Origin of the sequence: Vibrio sp. D3, from assembly GCF_043995865.1 — a bacterium.
GTDB classification, from domain to species: Bacteria; Pseudomonadota; Gammaproteobacteria; order Enterobacterales; family Vibrionaceae; genus Vibrio; species Vibrio diabolicus.
Genome location: NZ_CP171886.1, coordinates 1681756 through 1707744, shown reverse-complemented (window position 1 = coordinate 1707744; position 25989 = coordinate 1681756). Strand labels below are relative to the sequence as shown.

24 protein-coding genes are annotated in these 25989 nt (G+C 44.7%); 10 read left to right on the top strand and 14 right to left on the bottom strand.

The annotated features are described in order from the left end of the window. Positions 1-26 precede the first annotated feature (26 nt). Entirely contained in the window at positions 27-914 is an 888-nt protein-coding gene (locus ACHFJ9_RS07450; RefSeq protein WP_005391202.1) for a LysR family transcriptional regulator, read from the top strand. 183 nt (positions 915-1097) lie between these two features. Beyond that, on the top strand, positions 1098-2918 hold the full coding sequence (locus ACHFJ9_RS07445; RefSeq protein WP_395354519.1) for a putative bifunctional diguanylate cyclase/phosphodiesterase: 1821 nt from the start codon (positions 1098-1100) through the stop codon (positions 2916-2918). Between the two features lie 107 nt (positions 2919-3025). On the opposite strand, the gene ACHFJ9_RS07440 is transcribed toward ACHFJ9_RS07445, so the two are convergent. Both ACHFJ9_RS07440 and ACHFJ9_RS07435 read right to left on the bottom strand, forming a co-directional pair. Beyond that, positions 3026-4309: a peptidoglycan DD-metalloendopeptidase family protein gene (locus ACHFJ9_RS07440; protein ID WP_031780190.1), complete on the bottom strand. Its 1284-nt coding sequence runs from the start codon at positions 4307-4309 to the stop codon at positions 3026-3028. 124 nt (positions 4310-4433) lie between these two features. Beyond that, positions 4434-5063: a hypothetical protein gene (locus tag ACHFJ9_RS07435; RefSeq protein WP_150917873.1), complete on the bottom strand. Its 630-nt coding sequence runs from the start codon at positions 5061-5063 to the stop codon at positions 4434-4436. 202 nt (positions 5064-5265) lie between these two features. On the opposite strand from ACHFJ9_RS07435, the gene ACHFJ9_RS07430 reads away from it, so the two are divergent. The 4 genes from ACHFJ9_RS07430 (at position 5266) to ACHFJ9_RS07415 (ending at position 10630) form a co-directional block, all read left to right on the top strand. Continuing rightward, positions 5266-5667, top strand: a complete 402-nt coding sequence (locus ACHFJ9_RS07430) for a GFA family protein (RefSeq protein WP_080955925.1) — start codon at positions 5266-5268, stop codon at positions 5665-5667. Positions 5668-5819: 152 nt separating this feature from the next. After that, a complete protein-coding gene (locus tag ACHFJ9_RS07425) occupies positions 5820-6491 on the top strand; it encodes a YoaK family protein (RefSeq protein ID WP_006742080.1) in 672 nt (223 codons plus the stop codon). A 455-nt stretch (positions 6492-6946) separates the two neighbouring features. Next, positions 6947-8311: a YjiH family protein gene (locus ACHFJ9_RS07420; RefSeq protein WP_041853121.1), complete on the top strand. Its 1365-nt coding sequence runs from the start codon at positions 6947-6949 to the stop codon at positions 8309-8311. Positions 8312-8758: 447 nt separating this feature from the next. Continuing rightward, positions 8759-10630, top strand: coding sequence for a methyl-accepting chemotaxis protein (locus ACHFJ9_RS07415; RefSeq protein ID WP_395354513.1), 1872 nt, complete (start codon positions 8759-8761; stop codon positions 10628-10630). Positions 10631-10783: 153 nt separating this feature from the next. Here the strand turns inward: ACHFJ9_RS07415 and ACHFJ9_RS07410 are convergent, their stop codons facing one another. The 3 genes from ACHFJ9_RS07410 to ACHFJ9_RS07400 form a co-directional block, all read right to left on the bottom strand. After that, a complete protein-coding gene (locus tag ACHFJ9_RS07410) occupies positions 10784-11137 on the bottom strand; it encodes a hypothetical protein (protein WP_237309001.1) in 354 nt (117 codons plus the stop codon). Between the two features lie 232 nt (positions 11138-11369). Then, positions 11370-12527 (bottom strand): amino acid permease, encoded by a 1158-nt coding sequence (locus tag ACHFJ9_RS07405; RefSeq protein ID WP_005391218.1) that lies wholly within the window; start codon positions 12525-12527, stop codon positions 11370-11372. 712 nt (positions 12528-13239) lie between these two features. Continuing rightward, positions 13240-13551: a hypothetical protein gene (locus ACHFJ9_RS07400; protein WP_006742087.1), complete on the bottom strand. Its 312-nt coding sequence runs from the start codon at positions 13549-13551 to the stop codon at positions 13240-13242. A 141-nt stretch (positions 13552-13692) separates the two neighbouring features. Here ACHFJ9_RS07400 and ACHFJ9_RS07395 point away from each other — a divergent pair, with 141 nt between their 5' ends. Further along, positions 13693-14028 carry a helix-turn-helix domain-containing protein gene (locus ACHFJ9_RS07395; protein WP_005391220.1) on the top strand — a complete coding sequence of 112 codons (336 nt, stop codon included), beginning with the start codon at positions 13693-13695 and terminating at the stop codon, positions 14026-14028. Positions 14029-14243: 215 nt separating this feature from the next. Here ACHFJ9_RS07395 and ACHFJ9_RS07390 read toward each other — a convergent pair whose 3' ends face one another. The 7 genes from ACHFJ9_RS07390 to ACHFJ9_RS07360 all read right to left on the bottom strand — a co-directional run bounded on the left by ACHFJ9_RS07390 (position 14244) and on the right by ACHFJ9_RS07360 (position 21727). Then, entirely contained in the window at positions 14244-14990 is a 747-nt protein-coding gene (locus ACHFJ9_RS07390) for a phosphatase (protein WP_065645765.1), read from the bottom strand. A gap of 25 nt (positions 14991-15015) precedes the next feature. Next, positions 15016-15750 (bottom strand): nucleoside/nucleotide kinase family protein, encoded by a 735-nt coding sequence (locus ACHFJ9_RS07385; RefSeq protein WP_065645764.1) that lies wholly within the window; start codon positions 15748-15750, stop codon positions 15016-15018. A gap of 9 nt (positions 15751-15759) precedes the next feature. Then, positions 15760-16278 (bottom strand): MltR family transcriptional regulator, encoded by a 519-nt coding sequence (locus ACHFJ9_RS07380; protein WP_065645763.1) that lies wholly within the window; start codon positions 16276-16278, stop codon positions 15760-15762. Between the two features lie 59 nt (positions 16279-16337). After that, positions 16338-17609 carry a zinc-binding dehydrogenase gene (locus tag ACHFJ9_RS07375; protein ID WP_065645762.1) on the bottom strand — a complete coding sequence of 424 codons (1272 nt, stop codon included), beginning with the start codon at positions 17607-17609 and terminating at the stop codon, positions 16338-16340. Between the two features lie 47 nt (positions 17610-17656). Next, positions 17657-19081 carry a PTS mannitol transporter subunit IICB gene (locus tag ACHFJ9_RS07370; protein ID WP_081442488.1) on the bottom strand — a complete coding sequence of 475 codons (1425 nt, stop codon included), beginning with the start codon at positions 19079-19081 and terminating at the stop codon, positions 17657-17659. Between the two features lie 12 nt (positions 19082-19093). Then, on the bottom strand, positions 19094-19537 hold the full coding sequence (locus ACHFJ9_RS07365; protein WP_005391226.1) for a PTS sugar transporter subunit IIA: 444 nt from the start codon (positions 19535-19537) through the stop codon (positions 19094-19096). 432 nt (positions 19538-19969) lie between these two features. Next, a complete protein-coding gene (locus ACHFJ9_RS07360; RefSeq protein WP_395354507.1) occupies positions 19970-21727 on the bottom strand; it encodes an SgrR family transcriptional regulator in 1758 nt (585 codons plus the stop codon). Positions 21728-22121: 394 nt separating this feature from the next. Between ACHFJ9_RS07360 and ACHFJ9_RS07355 the strand changes: the two genes are divergently transcribed. Both ACHFJ9_RS07355 and arsB read left to right on the top strand, forming a co-directional pair. Continuing rightward, positions 22122-22463 carry an ArsR/SmtB family transcription factor gene (locus ACHFJ9_RS07355; protein ID WP_006742094.1) on the top strand — a complete coding sequence of 114 codons (342 nt, stop codon included), beginning with the start codon at positions 22122-22124 and terminating at the stop codon, positions 22461-22463. 84 nt (positions 22464-22547) lie between these two features. Next, positions 22548-23603 carry an ACR3 family arsenite efflux transporter gene (gene arsB, locus ACHFJ9_RS07350; RefSeq protein WP_114322869.1) on the top strand — a complete coding sequence of 352 codons (1056 nt, stop codon included), beginning with the start codon at positions 22548-22550 and terminating at the stop codon, positions 23601-23603. A gap of 42 nt (positions 23604-23645) precedes the next feature. Here arsB and ACHFJ9_RS07345 read toward each other — a convergent pair whose 3' ends face one another. Then, positions 23646-24425: a helix-turn-helix transcriptional regulator gene (locus tag ACHFJ9_RS07345; RefSeq protein ID WP_395354504.1), complete on the bottom strand. Its 780-nt coding sequence runs from the start codon at positions 24423-24425 to the stop codon at positions 23646-23648. A 21-nt stretch (positions 24426-24446) separates the two neighbouring features. Beyond that, positions 24447-24980, bottom strand: a complete 534-nt coding sequence (locus ACHFJ9_RS07340; RefSeq protein WP_025557905.1) for a YbhB/YbcL family Raf kinase inhibitor-like protein — start codon at positions 24978-24980, stop codon at positions 24447-24449. Between the two features lie 188 nt (positions 24981-25168). Here ACHFJ9_RS07340 and ACHFJ9_RS07335 point away from each other — a divergent pair, with 188 nt between their 5' ends. Further along, positions 25169-25960: a PhzF family phenazine biosynthesis protein gene (locus tag ACHFJ9_RS07335; RefSeq protein ID WP_074189896.1), complete on the top strand. Its 792-nt coding sequence runs from the start codon at positions 25169-25171 to the stop codon at positions 25958-25960. The last annotated feature ends 29 nt before the right edge of the window (positions 25961-25989 follow it).

Genomic DNA, 25989 nt, shown 5'->3' with positions numbered 1-25989 from the left:
AAGGAATTAATTCCCAAGGAGACACAATGGACTGGATTCAAAGCGTGAAGAGTTATATTCGTGTGGTCGAAGAAGGTAGCTTTAATGCTGCAGCGCGGAAACTCAATACCACCAGCTCAGCTATCAGTAAACGAGTTCAATGGCTAGAAGATAAAATTGGCGTTCAGCTACTTAAACGCACGACCCGTTCTATTAGCCAAACCGAAGCTGGTGCGCTGTTTTATCAACGAGCAAAAAATCAGTTGGATTCATGGCAATCAGTATTAGATGAAACTCGCTCAGTCAATCAATCACCAGCGGGGTTATTGAAAATTGGCGCGACACTGGCGGTTGGTTCTAAGTTTTTGGTGCATTACCTAGATGATTTTCTTGAGAAATATCCAGACATTACGCTTCAATTAACGACAACGCTACCGGGCCAATTGCCAGAGCTAAGCTTAGACCTGTTTATTAGCCGGGAATTAGAGCAACTTAATTCGCTAAGTTTCAAAGCCACCGCACTTTTCGAACATAAAGCCCAGTTTTACGCCGCGCCTAGTTACCTAAAAAAATATGGCACCCCACAATGCGTTGAGGATCTGACAGAGCATAATGTCCTGATTTGGGGTGAAAAGCCCTCACGAGAAATCAAAACCAATCGAGGCAAACGTATCAGCTTGTCCGGTAACTTTGCCACGACCAACCCAGAAGCGCTGTTTCATGGTGCCAAAAGAGGCATGGGTATTCTGATGACGAATAACGTCATGATCAAAGATGATCTCAAATCCGGAGCTTTAGTGCCTATCTTGCCCGATATCACAGCGGATAAAGCCACTGTATATGCCTACTATCCAAAGCTGGATTATCAGCATACCCGAACTAAGCTGTTCCTCGATTATCTCAAATCGCGATTAGAAGAGGAGAAGCGCGCCTAGCTTAGCGTTTTTATCGCTATACCTTTAAAAGGTTCAAGCATAAAAACATGAAAATAATGATTTGTTCGTTCACAAAATTTGAAAAATTCGCCTTAGCAACCGATAGTTTATTTGATGCATATCAAATAATAATTCTTCGTGTCTCACACGATATGGTAATCACAACGCTAGGTGAAATGCTCAATGGGTCAGGTACAAATCAGTTTCCACAAAATTGATGAAATATTGAAGCTAAACGGCACGGCTCAGCTAAACCGAGTCACGTTAGATATTCATCAACAATTGCAGAGCCATTGCACTTGCGTTGTAGAAGTTGCGCATCTTCAACATTCGGCTCATACCATCTCCTTCGCTAGCAATGGAAAAATTACAGACAATCTAAGCTACCACCTTTCAGGCACCCCCTGTGAAAAAGTGGCAAAAGACATTGGCGAACATATTTTCTATCAGGACCAAGTTTACAAACGCTTTCCTGAAGATCAGATGTTTCAAGAGGATGGTATTCAAGCTTACATTGGTCTGCCATTAAAGACACAAAATGGCGAGGTTCTGGGAATTTTATTGTCCACCTTTACCCGAAGCATCCACGCTAAGGAAGCGCAAGATATCCTCGACTTCCACCGCTTTTATGCCAATGTCATTATTCACAGCTTACGTGAAAAGTGGGTCAGTGAACGTTCAGATAAGCTTCTTAATCAGCTTAGCTATGAAGTATCGCATGATAACCTAACTGGACTGCTCAACCGTAGCTGCTTAGCTGACACCTTGGAGACATTGACGCAACAGGCCACTCGTCCATTCAGTTTGGCTTACCTAGACATCGATAACTTTAAATCGATCAATGATATCAACGGAAACTACATCAGCGACCAAATCATTAAGTTTACGGCGAACGCCATTCAACAAAGCTTATCATCGCCAAACAACGCTTTTCGTGTAGCAGGAGATGAATTCGCCTTCATTACTTACGACGAAGATCCTGTCGCCGTGTGTCAGGAAGTACTCGACAAAATTGAAAGCGGCTACAGCGACAAATCTAACCGAATTTCTTTCACTGTTAGTATTGGTATCGCGCGCGCACCAGTACATATGTTGAACAGCGATGAGCTAATTTTGAATGCCAGTCTCGCTCTCAAAGACTGTAAAAAACATCGCGATACACGAATTCAGCATTACGACACACACCTTAGCGCCCTTTATCACCGTAGAACGCAGCTTATTGAAGCTATGCGCATTCAACTTAGCGCTGACATACATGATAGCGAAGAGTTGTATGTCGTTGTTCAGCCAATCGTAGATATCACAAGCGATCGCTGGAATTACTTTGAAATCCTAGCCCGCTGGAACAGCAATGTTTACGGAAACATCTCCCCTGCGGAATTCATTGAAGCTGCCGAACAATCAGGCCTGATTATCGAGTTGGGTGAACGTATTATTGAGCTCGCATGTATCGCAAAACAAGAGCTAGAGGCCAACTTAGGATACAAAGTTAAACTCTCTATCAATTGCTCTGCGTATGAGCTGGTCGACTCTAACCGCTATATTAACCACCTAACTAACATGGTTGAAAAGTATCAGCATGAAGCAAAAGACTTTGTTATAGAGCTCACCGAGACCGTTTTACTCTCGCAAAGTGGTCGTGAACAGATGGTACTTAACTCATTGCGGTACTTAGGTTTTAAAGTCGCGTTGGATGATTTTGGTACGGGATACTCAAGCTTGAACTATATACACAATTATCCGATTGATAGCATTAAAATCGATGCAACCTTCGTCCAAAACATGCTCTCAAATACAACCTCTGAACAAGTGGTGTTTTTGATAGCGCAATTGGCAGAACTGCTTGATGTGGATTTGATTGCCGAAGGCGTAGAAGACGATAGAGCACTACAAAAGTTAATTGAAATGGGCTGCCACTACATTCAAGGCTATTTCTACTCTCGCCCACACAGTGTTGATGAAATCGTACACCTGATAAATGAACGTGAAGTGCGGAGCGCCTAAGAGCTCTAAACAAGCGACGGTCATGGAATGTAAATCTAGTTAATGCACAAAGTAAAAGAGACCAAGCTATGCTTAGTCTCTTTTTATTTTTTGAGCGAAGTACTTTGTTACAGCACTGCTTTCTCTTTATCGCGTAATAGCTTATCCATTTCATCTCTGTTCGCGACAAAGGTTGCCATCTCTTTCTTAGGAACAGAGCTCGCCATAGGGATGTTTGCTCGCATAGCGTTAACTGGACGGCCGTATTCAATCAATTCATAGTGAAGGTGTGGCCCTGTCACTCGACCTGTTTTACCGGAAAGACCGATACGCTGGCCTCGAGAAACCTTTTGCCCTTTCTTAACCAGGATCTTACTTAGGTGTAAGTAACGGGTTTTGTATTTGCTGCCGTGCTCAACAACCACGTAGTTACCCGCATAAGGGTGTTTACGAGTCATGATTACTGTACCGTCACCAGTAGAAACGACTGGTGTACCGGTTGGCACGGCAAAGTCAGTACCGTTGTGCGGTGCAACACGCCCCGTTACTGGATGTAAACGATTAGGATTGAAGCCAGAACTGATACGCCAACGGCTACTTACAGGATAACGCTGGAATGCGCGCTGTAAGCTTTCACCTTTAGCATTGTAGAATTGACCATCGGTATGAAGGTAAGCCGTGATTTCACGTCCGCGATTGTAGATCTTAATCGCCTCAATTTCGTTCTTACCTGTTGGTACACCATTGATGCTTTGCGAACGACGAACGACTTCAAATCGATCACCTGCACGAAGATCACGCCCAAAGTTGAGCTGCTCTTTGAGTAAGCTCACAACTTGACTCACTTCTGCCGACGTTAGACCTAGTCGACTTGCAGAAGAAGAGAAACTGCCTTGAATAACACCAACCAATGGTTCTTGGCTCCACACGCCAGGAATCGAGATATCGGTAAAGTCATAGCTACCATCACTATTTAGTTGGTAGACCACTTTATCTGCAATAGAAAATTGCAGTTCCATTTTCTCTAACTCGCCTGTCGCATCATCACGCCAAAAACGGAGCGTATTGCCCGGCTTTAGTGTATCAAGTGCAAGGTAGTTCAAATCCGTTTCCATTACTTTCATTAACGAGCTGTAACCGAAACCGAGCTGGCTAAAAATAGTGCTTAGGTTGTCACCAGCTTGGATTTGATATTCGAAGTTCGGGGGAGTGACAACTTCGGCAGTTGTCGCATCAAGAATTTTTTCAACGACCTGAGATTCAGGCAGGTTCAATGCGATGGTTTTGGTTAAAGATGACTCTTTGAGAGAGTGAGAAACACCAATCGCAACTAAAACTGGCAAGGAGTATAACAGCAGCGCTCTACGACTTGTCAGATTCGGCAACCGTCTTGTAATTTCATTTGTAGACACGGGAATTACTATCTCCTTTCAAACAAGGCTCATAGCTTATGCATTCCCGTATAAAAAATCACTATGAAATTTCGAGATCTAGCGCAGAAAACACTGAATTTTTACAGAACTCAAAAAAAATTCATCACTGTTGCATATGTAAGTTATTCCCTACACGCTTTAATGTGGATGAATTTAATTGATTTGGCGTATCTGCCATTGCTTGATCGTCACCATGCGCTAAATATGAAAGCGCGATAATGGCATCACTTTCCCATGTAATTTGGGTAAATTTAACGCGGTCACCGACAAAAATACTGTCTAAAAGGACAACTCGGCTCGGCACGGGGTCAAACTTAAACAAGCCAACATAGTTAAACGAACCGCTACCTTGTGTCGTTACAATCATCGGTGCAGCAATCCATGAAACACTCTCAATCTCACGCTGACTAATAAACGCAGTTGGAACGAGTACCTGACCTTTTGTCGCACCTGCATCATAATCGCCTATCAAATAGCCGTTTTCTTTATCCCACTCATCAAGAAAAGTGACCGCTCCCTGCTCTGGTACTTGAATCGTCCATGGGTTGCGTGAAGTAATTCCCAGCGTCTCTTGCACAATAACATTGGTTTCTGCTTCCGTTTGAGGGAACTTAGCCATGATCTCTTCATCAGACAAACTAAAGCGATAAACACCCGCGATCACAACCACGACCAATAATACGATCGGAATAAGAAGAATAAGTGGTATCGGCAGGATTCTTTTGTGAGCCATGAAGACTTCCTTGTTTAAAGGTATAAATGAAAAGCGAGTATAGCATTGTATACCCAAATGATTTCATCCCTTCAAGTGTTTCAAAATTAAACTAAACTGACTGTATCCAAATGATTTTCAAGCCCAGATTTCATAACTGGCCACTGACACTGCTCTCAGTGTTCCAAATTCATTGGTGTATTGGGAAGAATAGGTAATCACGATGACAACAACCATTCATACATGCGAATGCGCCTGCGGTTTAGTTGAGATCCGTTGTAAGGGAGAACCCATCCGTACATCTGTCTGCCATTGTTTTGAATGCCAAAAGCGGACAGGCAGTGTGTTTGGGGTACAGGCTCGCTTTGATAAAGAGCACGTAACCTTAAACGGTGAAGTCACCTGCTATACCCGAATGGGGGATGATGGCAGCGAGGTTCAGTATGAGTTTTGCCCTTCTTGCGGCACGACAATGCGCTTATTGGTCTCTACATTTCCTGAAATCATGATCATTCCCGTCGGTCTTTTTACTGATAAAGAGTTCCACCAACCAACGGTTTCAATCTATGAGCAGAGGAAACATGGATGGGTGAGTTTCGAATGTACAATGGAACACATCAGGTAGGGGAAATCCCCCTCTATGTCGTTATCACGGTCAACACAAAAGCTCTATAAATGAGATTTTTTTGAGAATGATCAACCGAGTTTTACTGTAAGGGGTTTCGTAACGCGGTGTGAGCGTTATAATCGGCTCCTAACATTTGGTGGGGTTTTATTGTGATTTCCAGACTTCCTCGTTGGGTGGAATATGGCGCGTTTCTACTTGCCCTTCTCGCGGGCTGCGTCAATGCCGTTGGTCTTCTCGGCTTTCAACATCAAGCGATAACACATCTTTCGGGAACCGTAACTCAGCTAGGGAACAGCTTGCTAACAGGTGTGGATAGCTCCATTCACCTGCTCTTCATCGTATTTAGCTTTTTGATCGGTGCTGCCTTTAGCGGCTTTTTTATTGAGAGCAGTGCGTTAAAACTAGGGCGAAGATATGGTGTTGCACTGTGCATAGAAGGGAGCTTGCTCCTACTCAGTTTGGGCTTTTTGGTGCAAGGGGATTTGTACGGCCAATATCTAGCGTCAGCAGCATGTGGATTACAAAACGCAATGATCACTACATTCAGCGGCGCAGTAGTCAGAACCACACATATGACTGGGATCATCACCGATCTGGGGATTATGATTGGAGAAAGCTTAAGAGGTCGTCAATTTGATCGACGTAAAGCAAAGCTATTCCTATTCATTTTCTTCGGATTCTTGCTGGGCGGTGTCGCAGGAGCCGCACTATTCGTGGTGTATGGATTATATACGCTCGTTTTCCCTGCAATATTGGCTTTCGCTACGGCTCTGATCTACTGGAGTTACCTTTACATGCTTAGTCGCCAACAAAAAGCATAAAATCTCGAACCGATTGAGGCCGAATGCTTCAATCGGTTGTAGATCAACTCTCTCACCACTGCACATCATAATAAACGTTTTATCGTGTTGTAACGCAGCTAAAAAACCTTATAACAGCTAGGGCTAACAGGGCTCCCGGCAAAAAGTTAGTTAGATCAAAGTCACATTTGTTTACCGTTTTATTATTCCAGTCACAATGCGCCCCATAATTCTCTGCGCTGCCCGCGCTCCGTGCTACAATTTTCTAACACAAGCAACATATTCGTATACACTTATACGTTATTTGACCAATTACCCGACAAATCGGCTGAATAACTAGATGTATTTAATGAATAGTATTGCAATGGATGCAGTTTGCGGGTACCCTCCGCAAAACTGTGATTAAATACGGATGTTTAGTGAATATTTATGTCATGGAAATGGCAAGTATTGACTAGTAGTAACACGAGACAACTATGCATAACACCACTAATGCTACTGAAGCTCCTAAGGGCAACTTTTGGATGTTTTTCATCCCTTCCCTAATCGGTCTTCTACTCTTTATGGCTCCGATCTCATACGATGGCGGCCTAACTATCCCTGTTGCGGTTATGGCAAAAGTCATCCCGGCAGTATTAGGCGATACCTTGATCGCTATCGTCACCAGTATCATCGCTTTCATGGCAGTCGCTTCTGTTCTTTGCAAAATTTTCAAGCCTGCAGCGATTTTACGTAATGGATTTTTAAACGGTCTTTTCAATCCATCGCCACTTTGGCTTGTTGTTCGCTTAATCGGCGGTGCAGCCGTATTAATGACATTCTTCCAAGTGGGCCCAAAAGCGATTTGGGAAGAAAACACAGGTGGCCTTGTTCTTACCGGTCTTCTACCAACTTTGTTTGCGGTGTTCATTTTTGCGGGCCTACTCCTTCCGCTTCTTCTGAACTTTGGTCTTCTTGAGCTGTTTGGCGCATTACTGAGTAAAATAATGCGCCCGGTATTCAACCTGCCTGGACGTAGCGCAATTGACTGTATGGCGTCTTGGTTAGGCGACGGCAGTGTTGGTATCTTGCTAACCAGCAAACAGTACGAAAATAAGTTCTATACTCAGCGTGAAGCCGCTGTTGTCGGGACAACGTTCTCAGCAGTATCGATCACGTTTAGCTTAGTGGTTATCGCTCAGGTACAGTTAGAGCATCTGTTCCTACCTTTCTACGGCGCAATCTGTTTAGCAGGTATTGTCGCTGCGGTTATCATTCCTCGCTTACCGCCGCTAAGCCTGAAGAAAGATCGTTACATTGATGGCAGCAACCCAGATAAAGATGCTGACGCCGTACCAGAAGGCCACACCACATTCTCATGGGGTATGGATCTAGCACTTAAGCGCGCGGGTCAGGTAACATCTGTCCAGTCTGTATTTAAAGAAGGCGTACATAACGCAATCGACATGGTGTTTGGTGTACTGCCTGTGGTTATGGGCCTGGGTACCGTGGCATTAGTGATTGCAGAGTACACTCCTGTATTTGAAATTCTAGGTCAGCCATTCATTCCATACCTAGAGCTACTGCAAATTCCAGAAGCTGTCGCCGCATCACAGACTATCGTTGTTGGCTTTGCGGATATGTTTATCCCGGCAATTTTAGCGGCATCAATTGATAATGAAATGACACGTTTTGTTATTGCAGCAATGTCAGTAACTCAGCTTATCTACATGTCAGAAGTTGGCGCCCTACTACTAGGCAGCAAAATTCCAGTAAACATTGTAGAACTGTTCGTTATTTTCATTCTGCGTACGCTAATCACATTACCTGTGATTGCTGGTGTTGCTCATCTGATTTTCTAAAATCAAAGCATCAATCAACAAAGGCTCCGCATTGTCGGGGCCTTTTTTATGTCTAAAACTCTATCTACAGCTCTATTCAGATCACTTAATTAGCAAACGCTCATAACTTACAACGAACAGCTCCAATCACGCCCCCTTTCACGACAGTTAAGTCGCTCTCATCTCACCAATAACGCCAACCTGAAACACTATGCTTTACGCAATTCTTTTCATTATGACGCTTTCATTAACAGAGCGCACAAATCTGATCAAACTCACGGTTTTTGTCGTAACTTACCGTTTTGTTTAAATTTGGTTAAAAAAGACAACAAATAGACTCATGTTTTTGACAAAGATGTCGATAAAAAAGATAACCAAACACAATAGGTTTCTCTTGATGCCGAATTCGCCCGTTTAAAAAGAGGTGAAAGCATAGTGAAGCCAACCGGGAGAATCAGAGGAAAGCTCATGAAATTTAGACATAAGGTTGTCACAGCCTCGTCATTTTTGCTGCTAATTACCGTGTCACTACTGTCGACGCAACAAGTTATGACGATCCGCTCCCAAACGCAGGAGCACATTGACTCGAGTGTGAACGAGATATTGACCAGTGTTGGCAATACCGTGCAATCAGAAATGAATGCTAAAAAGGATCTCGCTCTTTCTATTACTGAAGTTATCGAACTTAATCCAAGTTCACACAACTACGTTCAGAACATTCTTGAGCGACCAACACCAAAAGCCAGCTTTCTTGCGATTGGCTTTGGTTATGAAAGCAATGGCTTCGTGATTGAAAATGACGACGGCTGGGAAGCAGGACCAGACTACGATCCGCGTCAACGTCCTTGGTTCATCGCAGCTAAAAACAAAGGCGATTTGGTCGTAACAGACCCATACGTCGATGCGTCTTCAAAAAACGTCATCATCTCTGTTGGCACACCAGTAAAAGAAAACGGCCAGTTCTTAGCTGGTATGTTTTATGACCTCGAGCTCACTACCCTTTCAGACCTCGTCAACCAAGTGAATCTGTTTGGCGCTGGTTACTTATTTTTGGTCACCGCTGATGGAACAACCATTGCTCACCCTCAAAGCAAATACAACGGTGAAAAAGTTGGTAGCTACCTACCACAGGTCGATCTTACACAATCAACGCAACACATTGAGATCGATGGCGATCGTTATATGATTAACTTGACTCACATCCCGGGCGAGAACTGGTACGTGGGTTCAGTTATTGATGAAGCTATCGCCTACTCTGCCGTAGGAGAGCTTCGCAACAGCGCTATTATTTATTCAATCATTGCCGTGATTGCTTCTGTTATTGCACTGACTCTACTCATTCGCACGCTCATGCGTCCGCTGGACACTTTAAACAACGCGATTAAAGATGTTGCGTCAGGGAAAGGCGATCTTACACAGCGCCTTGAAACTGATACTGACCAAGAATTCTCAGAGCTTGCTACAAACTTCAATACGTTCATGGAAAACTTGCAACAGCAAATTATTGAGTCGAAGAGTATTTCTGATCAAATTTTGAATGGCACTCAAATCACCGCTGAGGGTGCAAAAGATTCGGCTGGTGCTATTCAAACTCAGCTACAAGAGCTAGAACAATTAGCCACCGCGATGCACGAAATGTCTGTTACCGCGACTGAAGTTGCCAATAATGCGCAAGGCGCAGCAAGTGCAGCCAAAGAAGCTGATCAAGCAACGGTTGAGGGCTCTTCTGTGGTCGGTGAATCGACACAAACGATCAACATGCTTTCCGATAGCATTGACCTTGCTGTCGAAGAAGTGCAAGTGCTTGAATCGGCAACCGCCAACATCGAAACGATTCTAAAAGTCATCAACGATATTGCGGACCAAACGAACTTACTCGCGTTGAATGCCGCGATTGAGGCTGCACGTGCGGGAGAATCTGGCCGAGGCTTCGCCGTCGTTGCTGATGAAGTTCGAACACTGGCGCAACGAACTCAAGAATCAACAACAGAAATTCGTACTATGATTGAGCAGCTGCAATCTGGCGCATCATCTGTGGCAAATGCTATGCATCAAAGCAAGGGTAGCGCTGTAGAAGCCGTAGAAAAAGCAGACTTGGCAAACAACGCGCTACAACGTATTCGTGATGCGATTCAGCGTATTTCTGATATGAACTTACAAATCGCCTCAGCGGCGGAAGAACAAAGCTTAGTTGCGGAAGAGATCAACAACAATACGGTGAATATTAAAGACCTATCGACTCAAGTCGCCGAATCTGCAAATCGAACTAACGATGCTATGCAGGCACAGCAAGAAGATGTACATAAACAAGATCAAATATTAAACCGATTTACAGTCTAGTCTTCACCTAAACAAAAACAGCGAGCCAATGCTCGCTGTTTTTGTTTTTAGACCTCTATCGCAGTGGTATCTAGACTTAGAACGCCTAGTTTTTAGTGTTGTTGCCACTCGGCTCAAAACTGTTATCACGCTTGCTATGCTGCCTTTCCCACTCTAGTTGAATTCAACATGGATATAGCGGTCATTGGAGCGACGATAATAACGATCATCCACTTTTAAATAGGTGAAATCTCCAATCTTTATGTAGGTACTATTACGAGGAATTCGGTCGTGGTAGTAGTAACTGCGTCTTGGTCGTCGAGACTCCACATAAATAACGTCACGATGTTTATACTTATGTTTATGCTTGTGCTTGTGCTTGTGCTTGCGTTTATGATGATGGTGATGCTCATGATGGTGATCATATCGATGACCATGCCTATGTTTCGGGTCAGCCATCACTTCTGTACTGAACACACCTAAAGACAATATAACGCCAACCATGGCAAAAGATAATTGCTTTGACACAACAGAGCCTCTTATTCATATCAACATCGATATAATAGAAGGGTGAATCACTGTACATGTCAGCCTTTCGCTAAGGAGTTTTACTACAAGGTCAAAGCTTATCGTGATTATCAGAGAAACGTCAAACATCACAAATGCTGATGACTTTGAGTGGCCTGGATTCGGCTATGAATACAAAAAAGCCGCCCGTTATACAACGAGCGGCTCAGTTTTTAAATCAGCTAGCGTGATTTTATACTGCTTGGGCAAACAGCAAGAAACAGCCGAACAGGAAGATCATGCTCATTCCCATTACGCCGCCACCAGCTTCATAAATATTGTCATCTTCTACTGGTACTCGACGCACTTTCATTGTCATTGATAATGGGACAAAGACCGCGAGAAACACAAGAATAATCCCCGCGTAGCTAAGAATAGCCAAGAAGTGTTCTGGCGCAAATACAGCACCTAGTAGTGGTAGCACAAACGTGGTAACAAAAATCACCGGCTTGCTTGCTTTCAGTAGGTCTGCATTTTGATCGTATAGCGCCATTGCCACACCTAAGAACGACGTTAGCAGTGCTAACCCAGTGAACATGGATAGGATAAACTCCAAACCTTCGTATTGCTGACCTAATACCGAGATTAACTCTGTTACATTGGAGTATTGAACAAGCTCATGAGGTGGTAGGTTACCGACAACTGCTAACAACCATAATAGGTAACAAACAAGCGGAATAGTTGAACCCACGATAATCATATTACGCAGTTGTGTTTTGCTCGCCTCTTTGTTGTAAGTTACAAGCGATGGGATCACGACCATAAAACCGAAACTGGTGAAAAGCACCGAGCTTGTCTTAATTAGCGCCATCTTATCGTCACTCACGACTTCATCAAGTCCCTCAAACGAGACGCTTGGTGCAAGCGCAAAAAGTGTCAGGATCAACGCCACGATCATGCCTAGGAACAAACCGCGATTAAGCTTATCTACAACCCCTGTGCCTGCCGAAACAATGATACCGACTAAAAGAGTAAAACCGACTTGGCTTGCGATCGTAGATGTTGGCAGCCCAATTGAGGCTGTTACTTTTTGTACGAGATCACCCGCACCAATGATATAAGCCATCAATAGACAAACTAACAGGGCGTAAAGCAAGCTGTTGGTTACCAACTGGCCACCTTTACCTAGCGTTTCGCGAGCAATTGCATTCATGCTCACGCCACCGCCTACTTTGCAACTGGCCTCAAGAAGGAGCAGCGCAGCGTAAGTCGTCCCAGCCCAGATGAATAACATAAGAAGAGTGCCCCAAAGGAGGCCAAATTGAGCAAGCACCATTGGTATAGCAAGCATACCAGCGCCAAGAGCAGTACCTGCAACGATCAGGGAGCTGCCGACAAGTTTTAGGTTCACGGTTAATACCTCTAAATTCAATCCGTTTATTTATCGCCAGTTGTGCTACATTCAAAGCACACTCAACAAAACGTTCTACTCAGCCAAAATTTGGTTACAAGAACTCTATGTTACAAGAGCCCTGTATGGCTAAGAAAGCATGCAGCAAAAGGTGGTTAATTCAATTGCACATGAACACTTGAGAGTCGTTTTGGGCGATGTCATCGTTGATGAAATGCGCACAACTTTGGGTTCGAAGCAAAATTGTTCATCTTAATTCATCAACGCCATTCGTTATGAATGGATTTGGTTCGAAAAGATTGTAAGGCATAAGCAGGACGATTGAAAAGCAAAAGGTCAATCTTATAGCGATATATTTTAACAACTCTCCTCATTCACCTAAGATGTGTTGTTATTTTCATCACTAATCAGTCTTTTATCGCCTAATGAGAGTAAGAACGTGCTCAACCGCTCAATTTTGGATGGGTGTACAAATTAATTTACAGTTCAAGTAAAGGTGTTAGATTCCAGGGGCGTAGCCTAGATCGGACAATATCGCTATTATTCGCTGCGTACCGACACTGTTCGGTTCACATACCTCTAAACACTGATTTACGGTTCGAAACTATAGGTAAATGAGTGTCCGAATGCTGGGTGTGGTTCCCCAGCATTTGCATCCTTTCGTTTTGGTGTTATCCAAACTGCCTAAGTCTAAGCTAGCTTGCCCATTCTATTAATACGCTTTATCTAACGCTCCGATGATATAAGTTAATGCTGAAACGCCCATATCCGCGACCTGCTTCTCAGTCACACTCATATTTTCATACGCAATCTGCAACTCTACCTCACCTATCGATTCTTTATGAAGATAAAGCTCTTTGTAGTTCATCAACCTCTGTTGAGACTGTCGAGTCAGAGCGACAACATTTTCTTTAGTGACACGATGCTGCTCATTAAGCTCGCTAAATAATTGATCTAAAATGCGTTGCATTTTGCGAATTGAAGATTTTGTCTCGATTGATTTGTATGATTGATACTTTTCCATTGAGTTTATAACTGACTAAAATATGTACATTTTTATTAGATAGCTATTCTTATACTGATTGCAAAACAGGTAAATATGAGATGGTTAAACTGGTCCACTTCTTGCTTTATTTAGGTCAAAACTGTCCTTTCAGGAGAGCACATGCAGGTCGACCCTATTATTGAAGCACTGATTGCGAGAAGAAAAGCGAGTGGCCTCTCCCGTGAACAAATGGCAAACATCGCAGGGATGAGTGTGAAAACGTATCAACGGATAGAGCGTGGAGAATCCGACCTGAAACTTTCCCAATATCGCTCCATACTGCGCTCTCTGCATTTGACCGATCTCGACATCGCATTGGATATAAGAGACGTTCAACATGTAACAGCGGATGATCTAATGGCCGTTGCACGCTTACTATCTCCTGAAGCTCAGTCCCTACTTGTTCGCCTGTTATCGCTCGTTATTGAACAGCGGAACACAAAAAGCGGCTCATAACCTTATGACTGATTAAGAGCAATAAAATTCCCGCTCGGCCTATAATATTCTCGAATTATGGCCTTCATTCCCTTTTTCATTGATTCTTCTTTTCACGCTTTATATGACAGTCGCGTTGTGTGTTCTACGCCTCCCCAAAACGAATAAAACCCGCAGCTTAGCGGGTTTTAGGGCTGTATAAGAAAATACTTCGTTTAATGTGTTTGGGATTTTACTTAGTAAAAATCCTTAAACTCTGAAATCCTCGCCTTACCTCTCAGCAATAAGAAGTTCAAGAATCGGCTCGTCGACGTAGTGAGTATCTTCTCTTCTTCCACACCGTGTTTTTCCAGCAAAGCAATCGCCAAATCTAACTTAGAGATCTCTTCACAGAAGTGCGCATCAGATCCGGTACTGAAGTAAACGCCAATCTCTTTGCCCAGCTCAACAATGCGATCACAACGGGAATCACTGCCCTTACGGCTTTTGCCTGTCAAAGATGTATTGTTAACTTCAACCGCAACATTGTGCTCTTTCGCGCAGCGCAGCACCTGTTCCATATCGAATGGGTAATTTGGGTTACCTAAGTGACCAAGAACATCCACTCTGCCGCTTTTAATCGCATTTATTAGAGCGGCAGTATGCTCAGCTTCGGTTGCGGGCTTGAATACGGGTTCATGGAAACTCGCAATCACCCAGTCAAGATGTTGGTCAGAAGACGATGGTAAGTCTATCTCCCCTTTCACATTCAGCGTGTTGGCTTCGACACCACGGAGAATACCTACATCGTGTAAAAAGCGGGGCAAAATTCTTTGATTATTGAAATGCCAGTAGTGAGGGGCTCCTGGCATTTCGGGAGCATGATCGGTGGTACAAAGAAGTTTTAGCCCCTTATTCTTCGCTGCCAATGCGTTCTCTAAAATGGTGCTGTAAGCATGTCCACTGGCAATAGTATGGGTGTGGCTATCAACGACGATATCCATGGTGACCTCCTAAGTTGTGGACGAATTATCGAATTTCGAACGAACCGTTTTGATTCAGAAACAGCGTGAGATCCGCTGGAATCGAGTGATTTAAAACCTTATCTACATTTACGGCATCTGAGTTCAAATAAAACTCCAATGCAGCTTCTGGCTCTGTACCACCACGAATCTTACGATTGACTAAACGCTCTTGTAGAAACTCAGGCTGTGTATCTACAAAGACGGTAAAATCGGCCAAGCGATGCAATTCTTTCCATACTGGTTCATCTAACAGCAGCCAGTTGCCCTCGACGACGACAATATTGCGTTTAACCTGAATGGCATCATCCACAGGATCATGTAAGTTGCGATCGTAGTAAGGCCATTTGCTGTCTTTCACTTTAAGCTGTTTCAGCTTGTCGATAAGCTCCGTCAGATTAAATGTTTGATAGGATCCCTTAATACTGCGCAGAGGCACGAGCTCGCCATCTCGTTCAATCGTATTGTTGTCGAGGATCTCATTTGGATAGTGGAAACCATCAAACGGCAGAACTTGTAAAGGCTCTTGGCTTTCATCTTGTTCAGAGAGGTATTCCCAGAACGCAGCGAGTGTCGACTTGCCGCTACCCGGAGGGGCACACAAGAACACCACAATGCGTTCCTGCTTCTCATGATAAAGACGGGTAAATTTTTCGATAAGAGGTTGATGGATTCGCTTTACGTCGGCATCAGGAAAGGTAGCTTCGGTTTCAAAACCACTGACGTTTAAATTCACTTTCATGGTGAACCCTTATTGATTGATCTCCCCTTCGATTCTTTCTATCAACATTTCACATGACAGCTTCAACACTGTTTTGATGAGAGATTCGTATCTCATTTGCGAAAAGGACTCAAACGAAGAGAACTTAAGCTGATTGATCGACTCAAGATAAAAGCTGTCTTGCTGAGAAGAGAGTACCGCTTGGTTTTTGATGAAGTCGTAAATCACGTCATCCGCAAATTCTACTTTCTCCGGTTGGCTAATCGCGTACTCCAAGACCTGATCGTACAATCCGATATCGGCGTAAGTTTCCAAAGAGATTTTGCCCATCGCAAACATCAGCTTCGATACCACATCGGTCGTCACCAACGGACCATCTTCTTTCAATAGAGGATCCACAGCATACTCCTTCACTAGATCGTCTTGGACGAACACGCTCGGAAGTAATGCTTTTAACTTGAGGTTAATTATTTTGTTAGAAACCTGAAGATACGCAGTGGCATTTTCGCACTCGTCCAGTTTCTCCAGTAATTCATCTTCACGTGACAACGTATTATGACCTCTCCATTATGTGGCAGCGCAAAGGCTACCACACAAATTCGTTGCAACTAAACCGTTAAGCTCACGTCATAAAACTCAAGTAACGCTTTTTCTGCATGCGCGTTCCACACATAGTTGTTCGCGCACAAAATCGCATCGAGTTCCGCAAAGAACGGGTCTTGATCTGCCAGCGATAAAAAGTCATCAATCGCGGTCAATGGCAGGTCAATATGTGGGTAAATCAACTTCTTACCGCCCGGAATATCCAACTGATTCAGAATCGTATGGGGTGCAGCTTGTAAGCCACCAACATGGGTTATCATGAAAGATGGGTTGATCTTGCCTTGTGAGGAAAGCTCAATAGATTCCACCATGTCACCCTTTGAACCACCGGACGTACCTACAATATGGGTTGATTCGTAATGCACGTTGTAGAAGTTAAACGGCACTTTGAAATTCTTATCCGTTGGGCCAGCAAAGAAGTTGAGGCAGCCATCATTGCCAAGTAGCTCATCGGCTTGTTCTAGCACTTGAGCAACAGCCGCGTAGACCATTACATCGTCATAACCATTGCCACCGTTGAGTGCTTTGAGATACGCGACCGGATCGTCGATTTTAGCGGTATTCACGTAGTGCAGTTCTACGCCCTGCTCTTTGGCTTTTGCAACGGGAATGAGGCTTTCAGCTCGGTCTAAACGCGCGGCGTCGATGTCCGTCACCACGATCAGTTTTGGCTTTACAGGGCCGTTGATCGCATAGTCAATCGCACCAATGCCCATTGGGCCAGCACACGCCAAAAGCGCTAACGCACCACCTTCTTTAATGCCCATATCGTGCTCGTACACGTATTGCGTGGTGTGGTAGCTCGCATGGTACGCACCGATAATGCAAGACATTGGCTCAGCTAGCGACGCATCAGCAAAGTAATCGCCGTGGTAAGGCAGCACGCAGCCTAGGTCGATAGCGATTTTAGGAATAATGGAATACGTCGCGTTGCCGCCAAATGTCTCATAGCTGTAGCCCGCCGAGTAGCCTGTTGGCAAGCCCATGGCAGGTTGCAGAACAAAGTAATCGCCAGCTTTGAATCGGTCTTTTAGATTCTCACCGACTTCAACAATCACACCTGCGTATTCATGACCTGTCATCACTGGCACTTCGTCAATGTTTTCAGGAACGCGTTTGTGTTTGCTACCTAACAATGCTGCTTTGTAAGTGGATAGACAAATGCTGTTTGAAATGTTTTTAACCAGAAGTTCATCGGCTGAAATGCTTGGCAAATCAAAAGTTCTTAGTTGAACGTTTTTCTCACCACAGATAACCGCTGCCGTTGTTTGTACCATGATTTATCTCCTAAATGGGGCGATACCTGCCGCCCCAAACTGCATTGTTAGGCTGGTTGCTCAGTCGCGACCGCTTGTTGCTTAATCTTGTCCATCAGCTCGTCAAGCGCTGGGTCGTTGAGGAAGTTCTTGATCGTTACGACTGGTAAACCTGTCGCGTTGACTGCGCGGCTTTCTAAGCTCTCGTGCGTCACGACGATGTCGGCTTCACTCGGGACTTTCTCGATGGCAAAGTTCTTCACTTCAATCTCTATCCCAGCTTGTACTAGCTTGCGTTTGAAGGTCGAAGCGCCCATTGCACTAGAGCCCATACCTGCATCACAAGCGAATGCGACGAATGAAATTGGTTTGCTTAGTTCTTGCGTCGTCGCAGCTGCAACTGGCTTAACTGCGCCTTCCGCTTTCATCTCTTTCATGTCAGAAACTGACTTCTCAAACTCGCTTTCTTTTTCTTCTGATTTGCTCACCTTCAGAATCGCACTTGCTACCAAGAAAGAGACAATCGTTGCACTTGTCACACCTGCGATGGTCGCGATGAAGCTACCTTTCGGAGTAAGAGCAAGGTAAGAGAAGATAGAGCCTGGACTTGGACCCGCGACCAAACCGGCATCAAATAGGTTGAAGGTTGCGATGCCTGTCGCCGCACCAGCAATCATTGCCACAATCATGATTGGTTTCATGAGTACGTATGGGAAGTACAGCTCATGAATGCCACCAAAGAAGTGAATGATGATGGCACTTGGCGCAGAGCGTTTAGATAAACCCTGACCAAACTTTGCGTAAGCCAGCAGCATACCAAGACCTGGGCCTGGGTTAGACGCCACCATAAAGAAAATGGACTTGCCCGTTTCTGCGGCCGCTTGCAGGCCTAGTGGGTAATAAATACCTTGGTCAATGGCGTTGTTCAGGAACAACACTTTTGCTGGTTCGTTAATGATCGCTAACAGAGGCAGGAAACCCGTCGCAACCAACGCTTCGATGCCTGATTTCACAAACAAGTTTGCTGCGGTGACTGAAGGGCCAACAATCTCGTAGGCGAACAAACACAACAACATACCGACGATACCCAACGAGAAGTTGTTGACCACCATCTCAAAACCAGAAGGGATGCGGTGTTGAATACGTTTATCCACTTGCACCACAACCCAAGCACTCAGTGGGCCCATGATCATTGCGCCAACAAACATCGGTATGTCAGCCCCGACAATCACGCCCATCGTACCGATAGCCCCCGCTACCGCGCCGCGTTTTTCACCAACAATCTGACCACCAGTGTAACCAATTAAAAGTGGCAGCAAGTAAGTGATCATTGGCCCCACGAGTTCGCCAAAGGCTTCGTTTGGCATCCAGCCCGTAGGAATAAAGAGTGCAGTAATAAAGCCCCAAGCGATAAAGGCTCCGATATTTGGCAGCACCATGGCGGTCAAATGACCTCCGAAGGCTTGCACATTGGCTCGCATGTTTGCTTTCACGTTATGTTCCTTTTAGTATGCTTTTATTATGTCTAGCACTTGTTCTTTGGAAGAGGCTTGTGCCAGTTTTGCAATGTTCTCTTCATCCACAAACATCTCGCTCAACGCTTGAATCACCTCAATGTGGGTATCAGAGTCTTTCGCAGCTAAGGTAATAAGAATATTGGCCGGACCGAGATCCGATCCAAAATCAACAGGTGATGGGAAAATATGAATGCCTAAGCCTGTTTTTAAAACACCAGTTTCAGGTCGGGCATGAGGCATTGCCAATCCAGGGCATAACACATAGTAAGGACCGTTTTCTTCCGTTGAACGGATGATTGCATCAGCATAATGCTGGGAGACGTAACCTTTATTTTCTAGGTATTGAGTGGTCTTTTTAACCGCATCTTGCCATTGGTAAGCGCGATCATTAATTACATCTACTAGTTCGTGGTCGATTAACTCGTACAACATATTTAACCCTATCAACAGTTCGTCATCTGATGGGTTAATTATCAATAACAGAGTCCCAACCGCGCAACCGAGCTACTTTTGCGCTTCGAGTCACACTTTAAAGCCTGTCAATTTGTTTAAATGGACAGAGCTCAAAAATCCCACACGTAAAAAATCTACAAATTTTATTTGAGCAACAAGTCAATAGACGAATTTTGAATACAATCACCTTCTCGAAAATATTCTTAAAGTTACATTATTTAAATCAGATCACATTAGACCTATTGACTCGATATAATTCGTGATTAATTTCAAAGTTCATTTCGGGCCGTTTCTTGATCACTCGCGCTCAAACGTAGATAAGCATCACACTTGTTGGCTAGAAAAAATAAAAACGTCACTGGCTTTCACCAAATTGCAGACACAAAAAAACCGCCATTCAGGCGGTTTTGATCAGTCCGCAGACCAAACGGATCGTATGTCTGGCCATCCCCAGTTTGTGAGTGCGACATCTTCCAAGACCCCTTGAAAACGTAGCGTCTGAGTATGGTGAAACATCGGTGCAATCCAATATTCGCTAATCAATGTGGACGCAATCGGCTCTAACGCGCTCAGGTAATCTTCAAGCGGTGAGAATGCGCGGACATTTTCCATTTGAGCATCCAACCACGCCACATTTTGCGCCCCTAAGGTGTGGTAAAGCACGGCATTGCTAAAGAAGTTGCTAAACGCAGACGCATGACGGTTATCGTCCAAGTTAATATTGGTGACAACCAGAGTCTCATCAAGCGTACCGTTTTTGGCTTTCTCGCTCAGTTCACGGTAGGAGTACATAACGATCTCGACTCGGCTGCCCGCATGTTTTAGACGCGAAGAAATCGCTCGTGCACATCGGCGTAGTGCCGTGTAATTGTACCCTGCGATGGTGATCAGCTTTGGCAACTTGACCGCTTCTCCAAATGGACGCAACACCGGTTTCCAGTTAGGCAATAAGTTATAAGCAGGTATGCTCCCAAATATAATGTTTTCATTACGCATCACTTCAACTAGCTGTTCAGGTTGAATCAATTCACTGATGTATCGGCGCTGAGCCTGAGATAAAGCGTGCTTTGCATGATGGTTAAACAGTGCGAACAAACAACCGTCTTCCGTTCGACTGCGTTTACCCGCTGGTGATACTTCACTGTTTGGCGTCGACATATAGTGGCTGCACATGTCATCAGCAGAATCAGGTTCTGGTTGCAATGTATTTGCGGCAAGCGATGGGTTCTCCATCTTTTCATCGTTGACTATCCAGATCGTCACCAAATCCGTTAATACTCGACACGCGTAATAGCCATCAAACGCTTGCAGTTTCAAACGGTTTTCACTGTGCTCAACGACGGAAAATGGCCCACTCCCCACCACCAACTTGTTGTTCGCAACGTTCACCTGACTCACGGGCTGAATGCCATATTTCACGCCAGAAATAAGTCCAGCAAAACCCAAGTCAGGTCGGTTAAGCTTAAAAACAACCTTCAATGGATTAAGTGCCGTAATGTTGGCAACATGCGCCAGCTCTTTTTCGTAGTATTCCAAAGAGCTTAATTTGGCGAACAAACTCACCACCGTGTCGGCATCGATTGGGTTGCCATTATGGAAGGTAAGCCCGGGGCGAAGGTAAAACGTCCATTCGAATTTTTGCTCATCGTATCGCCAATGGTGCGCCAGCTCTGGTTTTACGCGCCCGTAATAATCACTTGATACCAAACAGCAATAAATTTGGCGTAGCAAAAAGCGCTCACTGCTTCGCTGCAATTGATGAGGAACAACACGCTCGAACATGCGTTTGTAGGTTAGCTGAATATTGAGCCGCCCCTCTTTTACCGATGCGCCCGACGTTGTTTTGAGGAGTCGCCCAAATGCAGCTTCATCTTCATCCAGAATCGACAGCGCTTTCTCGTACTTACCAAGCTTGATTCGCTCTAGTGCAAGGCTTTCTTTTAGCGCGCTGAGTTCAACGTTTAACAACAATGTTGAACGCTGGTTCCGTCCCGGTTTTGGTCGCCAACTTAACCACGCTATCTCTTGCATCTGCGCCAGCAAACTGCGCGCATGACGAGGCGAAGTAAACAACAAATCGGCGATTTCTTGCAGCGTGGTTTTTGCTTCATTACCAACACCAAAAGAGAGCAAGCGTTGGTAATAACGAAATAAGTTGAGATCAGACACCGCACGCACCTTAACTCTAGGAGGCCATTCAATAGGCGTATTTTACTGAACTTGGCGGCAATAAAATAAGAAAACTTCCAAACACTTTGTTCCCCTTTTACTAACATTTCGTGCCTATATTGTAGGAAAACCCCACCAATTCGGTTTTATCAGGAATAAAGCGAAGAAATCTACTCTCTTTTTCGCCTCCCCTTTTTTCACCATACTAATTTAGCGAGCAGGAAATATAGAGAATTGCTCATGACCTAACCCCCAAGCAGAACTTAGCTCCTGATACCACACCCCCAATTCGTCGTATCTTTAAGTTCTGCTTTTTTACTGCCAACAGTTGCGCCTTAGAAAAAGCACACGTACACTTAATCGCAATTCGACGATTAACTATAAAGGTTTGCTCATGAGCAACAAATGCAGCGAAACGTGCCAAATTGCTTTTGAAGCCACACAAAAACAACTGGATAAAGAGCAAGCACTCGCCGCTCAAGCGAAAGCGCTGTCTCATCCTGCTCGCTTACGCATTCTGCATATTCTTCACACTTTAGACACTATGGGCGGCTGCTTAAATAGCGATTTAGTCTCTGAGTTAGGTTTAGCGCAATCGACCGTATCAGAACACTTACGTATTCTAAAACAGGCCGGGTTTATCAGTGCAGAACCTAACCCGCCAAAGGTTTGTTACCGCATTCAACGTGAAAAACTGAACGCGTTTAACGCTCAATTTTCCGGTTTATTTAGCTAAGACACATTGCGCGCTTTCCATGCGCGCAAAGATAAACTATAACCTTATATATCGCCTTTCGACGATAAACGAATAGAGATCACTATGACGACTGAAGTTTTAAATAGTGCCAGCGAAAAAATGAGCTTTCTTGACCGCTACTTAACGGTTTGGATCTTTGTCGCAATGGCCATCGGCGTGGGGATAGGCGCAGCCTACCCGCAAGTAGCAGAATGGAACGAAGCAATGTCCGTTGGTAGTACGAACGTACCACTCGCCATTGGTTTGATTTTGATGATGTACCCACCACTCGCCAAGGTGAACTACGGTCTATTGGGAACGGTAACGAGAGATAAAAAAGCCATCACGCTGTCTCTCGTTATGAACTGGATCATCGGCCCAATCCTCATGTTCGTTCTTGCTTTAACCTTTCTTGGTGATCATCCAGGTTACATGGTCGGTATTATTTTGATTGGCCTTGCACGCTGCATCGCTATGGTTTTAGTGTGGAATGATATTGGCGGCGGCAACAAAGAATATGGCGCGGCCTTGGTGGCATTAAATAGCGCATTTCAAATTCTGACTTACAGCGTTATGGCTTGGCTATTCATCACCGTACTTCCACCGTTCTTTGGCTATGAAGGTTTTGTGGTTGATATTTCCATGGGAGACATTGCGGAAAGCGTATTGATTTACTTAGGTATTCCGTTCCTCGCTGGTTTTCTCAGTCGTAAATGGTTAGTCGCTGCAAAGGGTGAGAAGTGGTACAACGATGTGTTTATTCCTCGAATTTCACCCATTACTTTGATCGCTTTGCTCGCCACCATCGTGCTGATGTTCAGCCTCAAAGGAGAGATGATTTTACAGCTACCAATGGATGTGTTCCGCGTGGCAGTCCCACTAGCGATTTACTTCGTATTGATGTTTTTTACCAGCTTCTTTATCGGGAAGAGAATGGGCATCCCCTACGATAAAAATGCTTCCATCGCTTTTACGGCGACGGGCAACAACTTCGAGCTGGCAATCGCGGTTTCCATTGCTGTATTTGGCCTGAATTCCGATCAAGCATTCGCTGGCGTGATTGGTCCGCTAATCGAGGTTCCTGTTCTGATTGCTTTGGTTAACATCGCGCTGCGGATGAAAACCAAATACCAGAGCTAAAATTGGAAACATAAAGATCGAGCCAAACCGCAATATTAAGTACTAACTGACGACAGTTTTTATGTACTCGCTGGGCGTTAAACCAAACTTGCCTTTAAATCGTTGGCTAAAACGCCCTTCCGATTGATAGCCACACAACTGCGCGAGTAACGCAACGTTGTATGAACCATTTTGCATCAGGTAGAGTGCGTGATTTAAGCGCACTTCTGCCAGCACTTCGCGATACTGAGTGCCCTCTTGCTTGAGTTTGCGTATCAACGTTGCTCGGCTCATAGCAAAGCGCTCAGCAACAAATTCCAAAGGGTGGTCATCGCCCGGAGAGCGTGACAGATAGCGGCTGAGTTTCTGACTGAACGAGGTATTGGAACTCGAGAAAAGCCGATGCAATAGTCCTCGCTCTGCTAGCTGCTGATACAACCCCATCATCCAATAACGTTGCGTCGCTTCACTTAAACTTTCCCGTTCAAAAGAAAACAAGGCATTTAATGTCGCTTGCAGTGCTTTGTCTGTCTCCACCGCTGGGACATAATTTCCCAATGCATTACTCATACTCAGCTCTAACATTTCAACGCTAGGTACACACTGAAAACTGAACATTCGTGAGAGAAAACGCCCTTGTTGAGGAAGGTTTTCAAAATTCAGCGAAGCGTTTGCTTCACAAAGCATGATGTTAGGATGAAGAATATCAAACGCTTCGTCTTTCCAAAACAGACGCTTACTCCCTTTAATGATCTGGATAATACTCGGGGAGTGAATCCTGACGTTACGCAGCTTTTGCTGCTGCTCCGCACGAAACAGCGTCACTTGATATTGATGCCCCATCTTCTCCCCTTAAGTATTTGTTTATCGCGTGTAAGTCGCGGTTAGCTGCGCGTTGTCCAATGCGACACTATTCAACGTAAATCCCACAACCGCCGCTGGCGTGTTCTCATCCAAGTTCAACTTATCACTCGGCAGCGCCCAAACGGTAAACTGGTAGCGGTGCATACCATCTTTTTCTGGCGGACATGCGCCGCCAAAACCAGTAGTACCGTAATCGATACGAGACTCCTTACCGCCGAGCTTACTGATATCAACGCCACGAGGCAGCTCGTTAACTGAGGCTGGAATATCAAACGCTATCCAATGCCAAAAACCACTGCCTGTTGGTGCATCAGGATCGTACGCGGTAATCGCAAAACTTTTTGTACCCTTTGGAACGTCTTTCCACATCAGTTGTGGAGACTGGTTCGCACCATCACATCCCCAACCTGAATATTCAAATGTCTTCGCCATTGGATGACCTTCTTGAATATCTTTGCTCGTTAGTTCAAAAGCATGGGCAGAGCCGATAACCAAAACGCTAAGGGCCAAAACAGACTTATGAATCGCTTTCATGTGTTTATTCCTTTCAATGAGTTCAATTCAAGTCTATTCATCAACCCAAGCCAAGATACATCAATAAGTATCACAGAATATAAAACCATCGTCTATTTTGATACTTTAAGATTCAAACATAAATTTCTTATTCTCTGAGTTGCATCTGGTTTATGCTAACCAACCGCTCAGAGAACAAGGAAGACAAAATGGAACTGGATATCTACGTCGTTGACGCATTTACAGACACGCAATTTAAAGGCAACTCAGCCGCAGTCGTACCCTTGCAAGAATGGTTAGAACCAGAGCGAATGCAAAACATTGCAGCGGAAAACAACCTCTCTGAAACCGCGTTTGTTAAAGCGATTGGTACGAATCAATATGAAGTACGCTGGTTTTCGCCACTCACAGAAATCGACTTTTGTGGACACGCAACGCTCGCCGCTTCCATGGTGTTGTTCGACCAACTCGGCGTTACAGGAAGTATTGAGTTTCACACATTAAAAGTGGGCACCTTAACCGTAATTAAGAACGCACTTGGCAAGATTGAAATGACATTTCCGACAAGAGCACCACACCCCGTCAACGCCGTTCCTACGCAATTAATTGAGGGATTAAACTGCGAAGTAACACACGTACTGCTTAGCCCGCAAGCTTACTTCGTCATCGTGGAAGATGAGCAAACCGTTTTCGATGTTCAATATCGATCCGACCAACTGAAACAACTCGCCCCTTACGATGTCGTCGTCACATCAAAAGGCAGTCAATACGACTTTGTATCTCGCTACTTTTGGCCAGCAAACGGCGGAGATGAAGACCCTGTCACAGGATCAGTCCACGCAGGCTTAGCACCATATTGGGCGCAAGAGCTCGGCAAAGCATCTTTAGTGGCGTATCAAGCATCAGCGCGTGGTGGCGTTCTGTACTGCGAAGTCAAGGAGGATTGCGTCAATGTATCTGGTGATGGTGTGTTGTATATGAAAGGCAAAATTTACGTCTAACTGTACGTTGAAGATTGGCGTTAACTGTT

Coding starts and splice junctions, on each gene's coding strand:
- ACHFJ9_RS07450 (WP_005391202.1), top strand. CDS start 27: ATGGACTGGATTCAAAGCGTGAAGAGTTATATTCGTGTGGTCGAAGAA.
- ACHFJ9_RS07445 (WP_395354519.1), top strand. CDS start 1,098: ATGGGTCAGGTACAAATCAGTTTCCACAAAATTGATGAAATATTGAAG.
- ACHFJ9_RS07435 (WP_150917873.1), bottom strand. CDS start 5,063: ATGGCTCACAAAAGAATCCTGCCGATACCACTTATTCTTCTTATTCCG.
- ACHFJ9_RS07430 (WP_080955925.1), top strand. CDS start 5,266: ATGACAACAACCATTCATACATGCGAATGCGCCTGCGGTTTAGTTGAG.
- ACHFJ9_RS07420 (WP_041853121.1), top strand. CDS start 6,947: ATGCATAACACCACTAATGCTACTGAAGCTCCTAAGGGCAACTTTTGG.
- ACHFJ9_RS07415 (WP_395354513.1), top strand. CDS start 8,759: ATGAAATTTAGACATAAGGTTGTCACAGCCTCGTCATTTTTGCTGCTA.
- ACHFJ9_RS07400 (WP_006742087.1), bottom strand. CDS start 13,551: ATGGAAAAGTATCAATCATACAAATCAATCGAGACAAAATCTTCAATT.
- ACHFJ9_RS07395 (WP_005391220.1), top strand. CDS start 13,693: ATGCAGGTCGACCCTATTATTGAAGCACTGATTGCGAGAAGAAAAGCG.
- ACHFJ9_RS07390 (WP_065645765.1), bottom strand. CDS start 14,990: ATGGATATCGTCGTTGATAGCCACACCCATACTATTGCCAGTGGACAT.
- ACHFJ9_RS07385 (WP_065645764.1), bottom strand. CDS start 15,750: ATGAAAGTGAATTTAAACGTCAGTGGTTTTGAAACCGAAGCTACCTTT.
- ACHFJ9_RS07375 (WP_065645762.1), bottom strand. CDS start 17,609: ATGGTACAAACAACGGCAGCGGTTATCTGTGGTGAGAAAAACGTTCAA.
- ACHFJ9_RS07365 (WP_005391226.1), bottom strand. CDS start 19,537: ATGTTGTACGAGTTAATCGACCACGAACTAGTAGATGTAATTAATGAT.
- ACHFJ9_RS07355 (WP_006742094.1), top strand. CDS start 22,122: ATGAGCAACAAATGCAGCGAAACGTGCCAAATTGCTTTTGAAGCCACA.
- arsB (WP_114322869.1), top strand. CDS start 22,548: ATGACGACTGAAGTTTTAAATAGTGCCAGCGAAAAAATGAGCTTTCTT.
- ACHFJ9_RS07345 (WP_395354504.1), bottom strand. CDS start 24,425: ATGGGGCATCAATATCAAGTGACGCTGTTTCGTGCGGAGCAGCAGCAA.
- ACHFJ9_RS07340 (WP_025557905.1), bottom strand. CDS start 24,980: ATGAAAGCGATTCATAAGTCTGTTTTGGCCCTTAGCGTTTTGGTTATC.
- ACHFJ9_RS07335 (WP_074189896.1), top strand. CDS start 25,169: ATGGAACTGGATATCTACGTCGTTGACGCATTTACAGACACGCAATTT.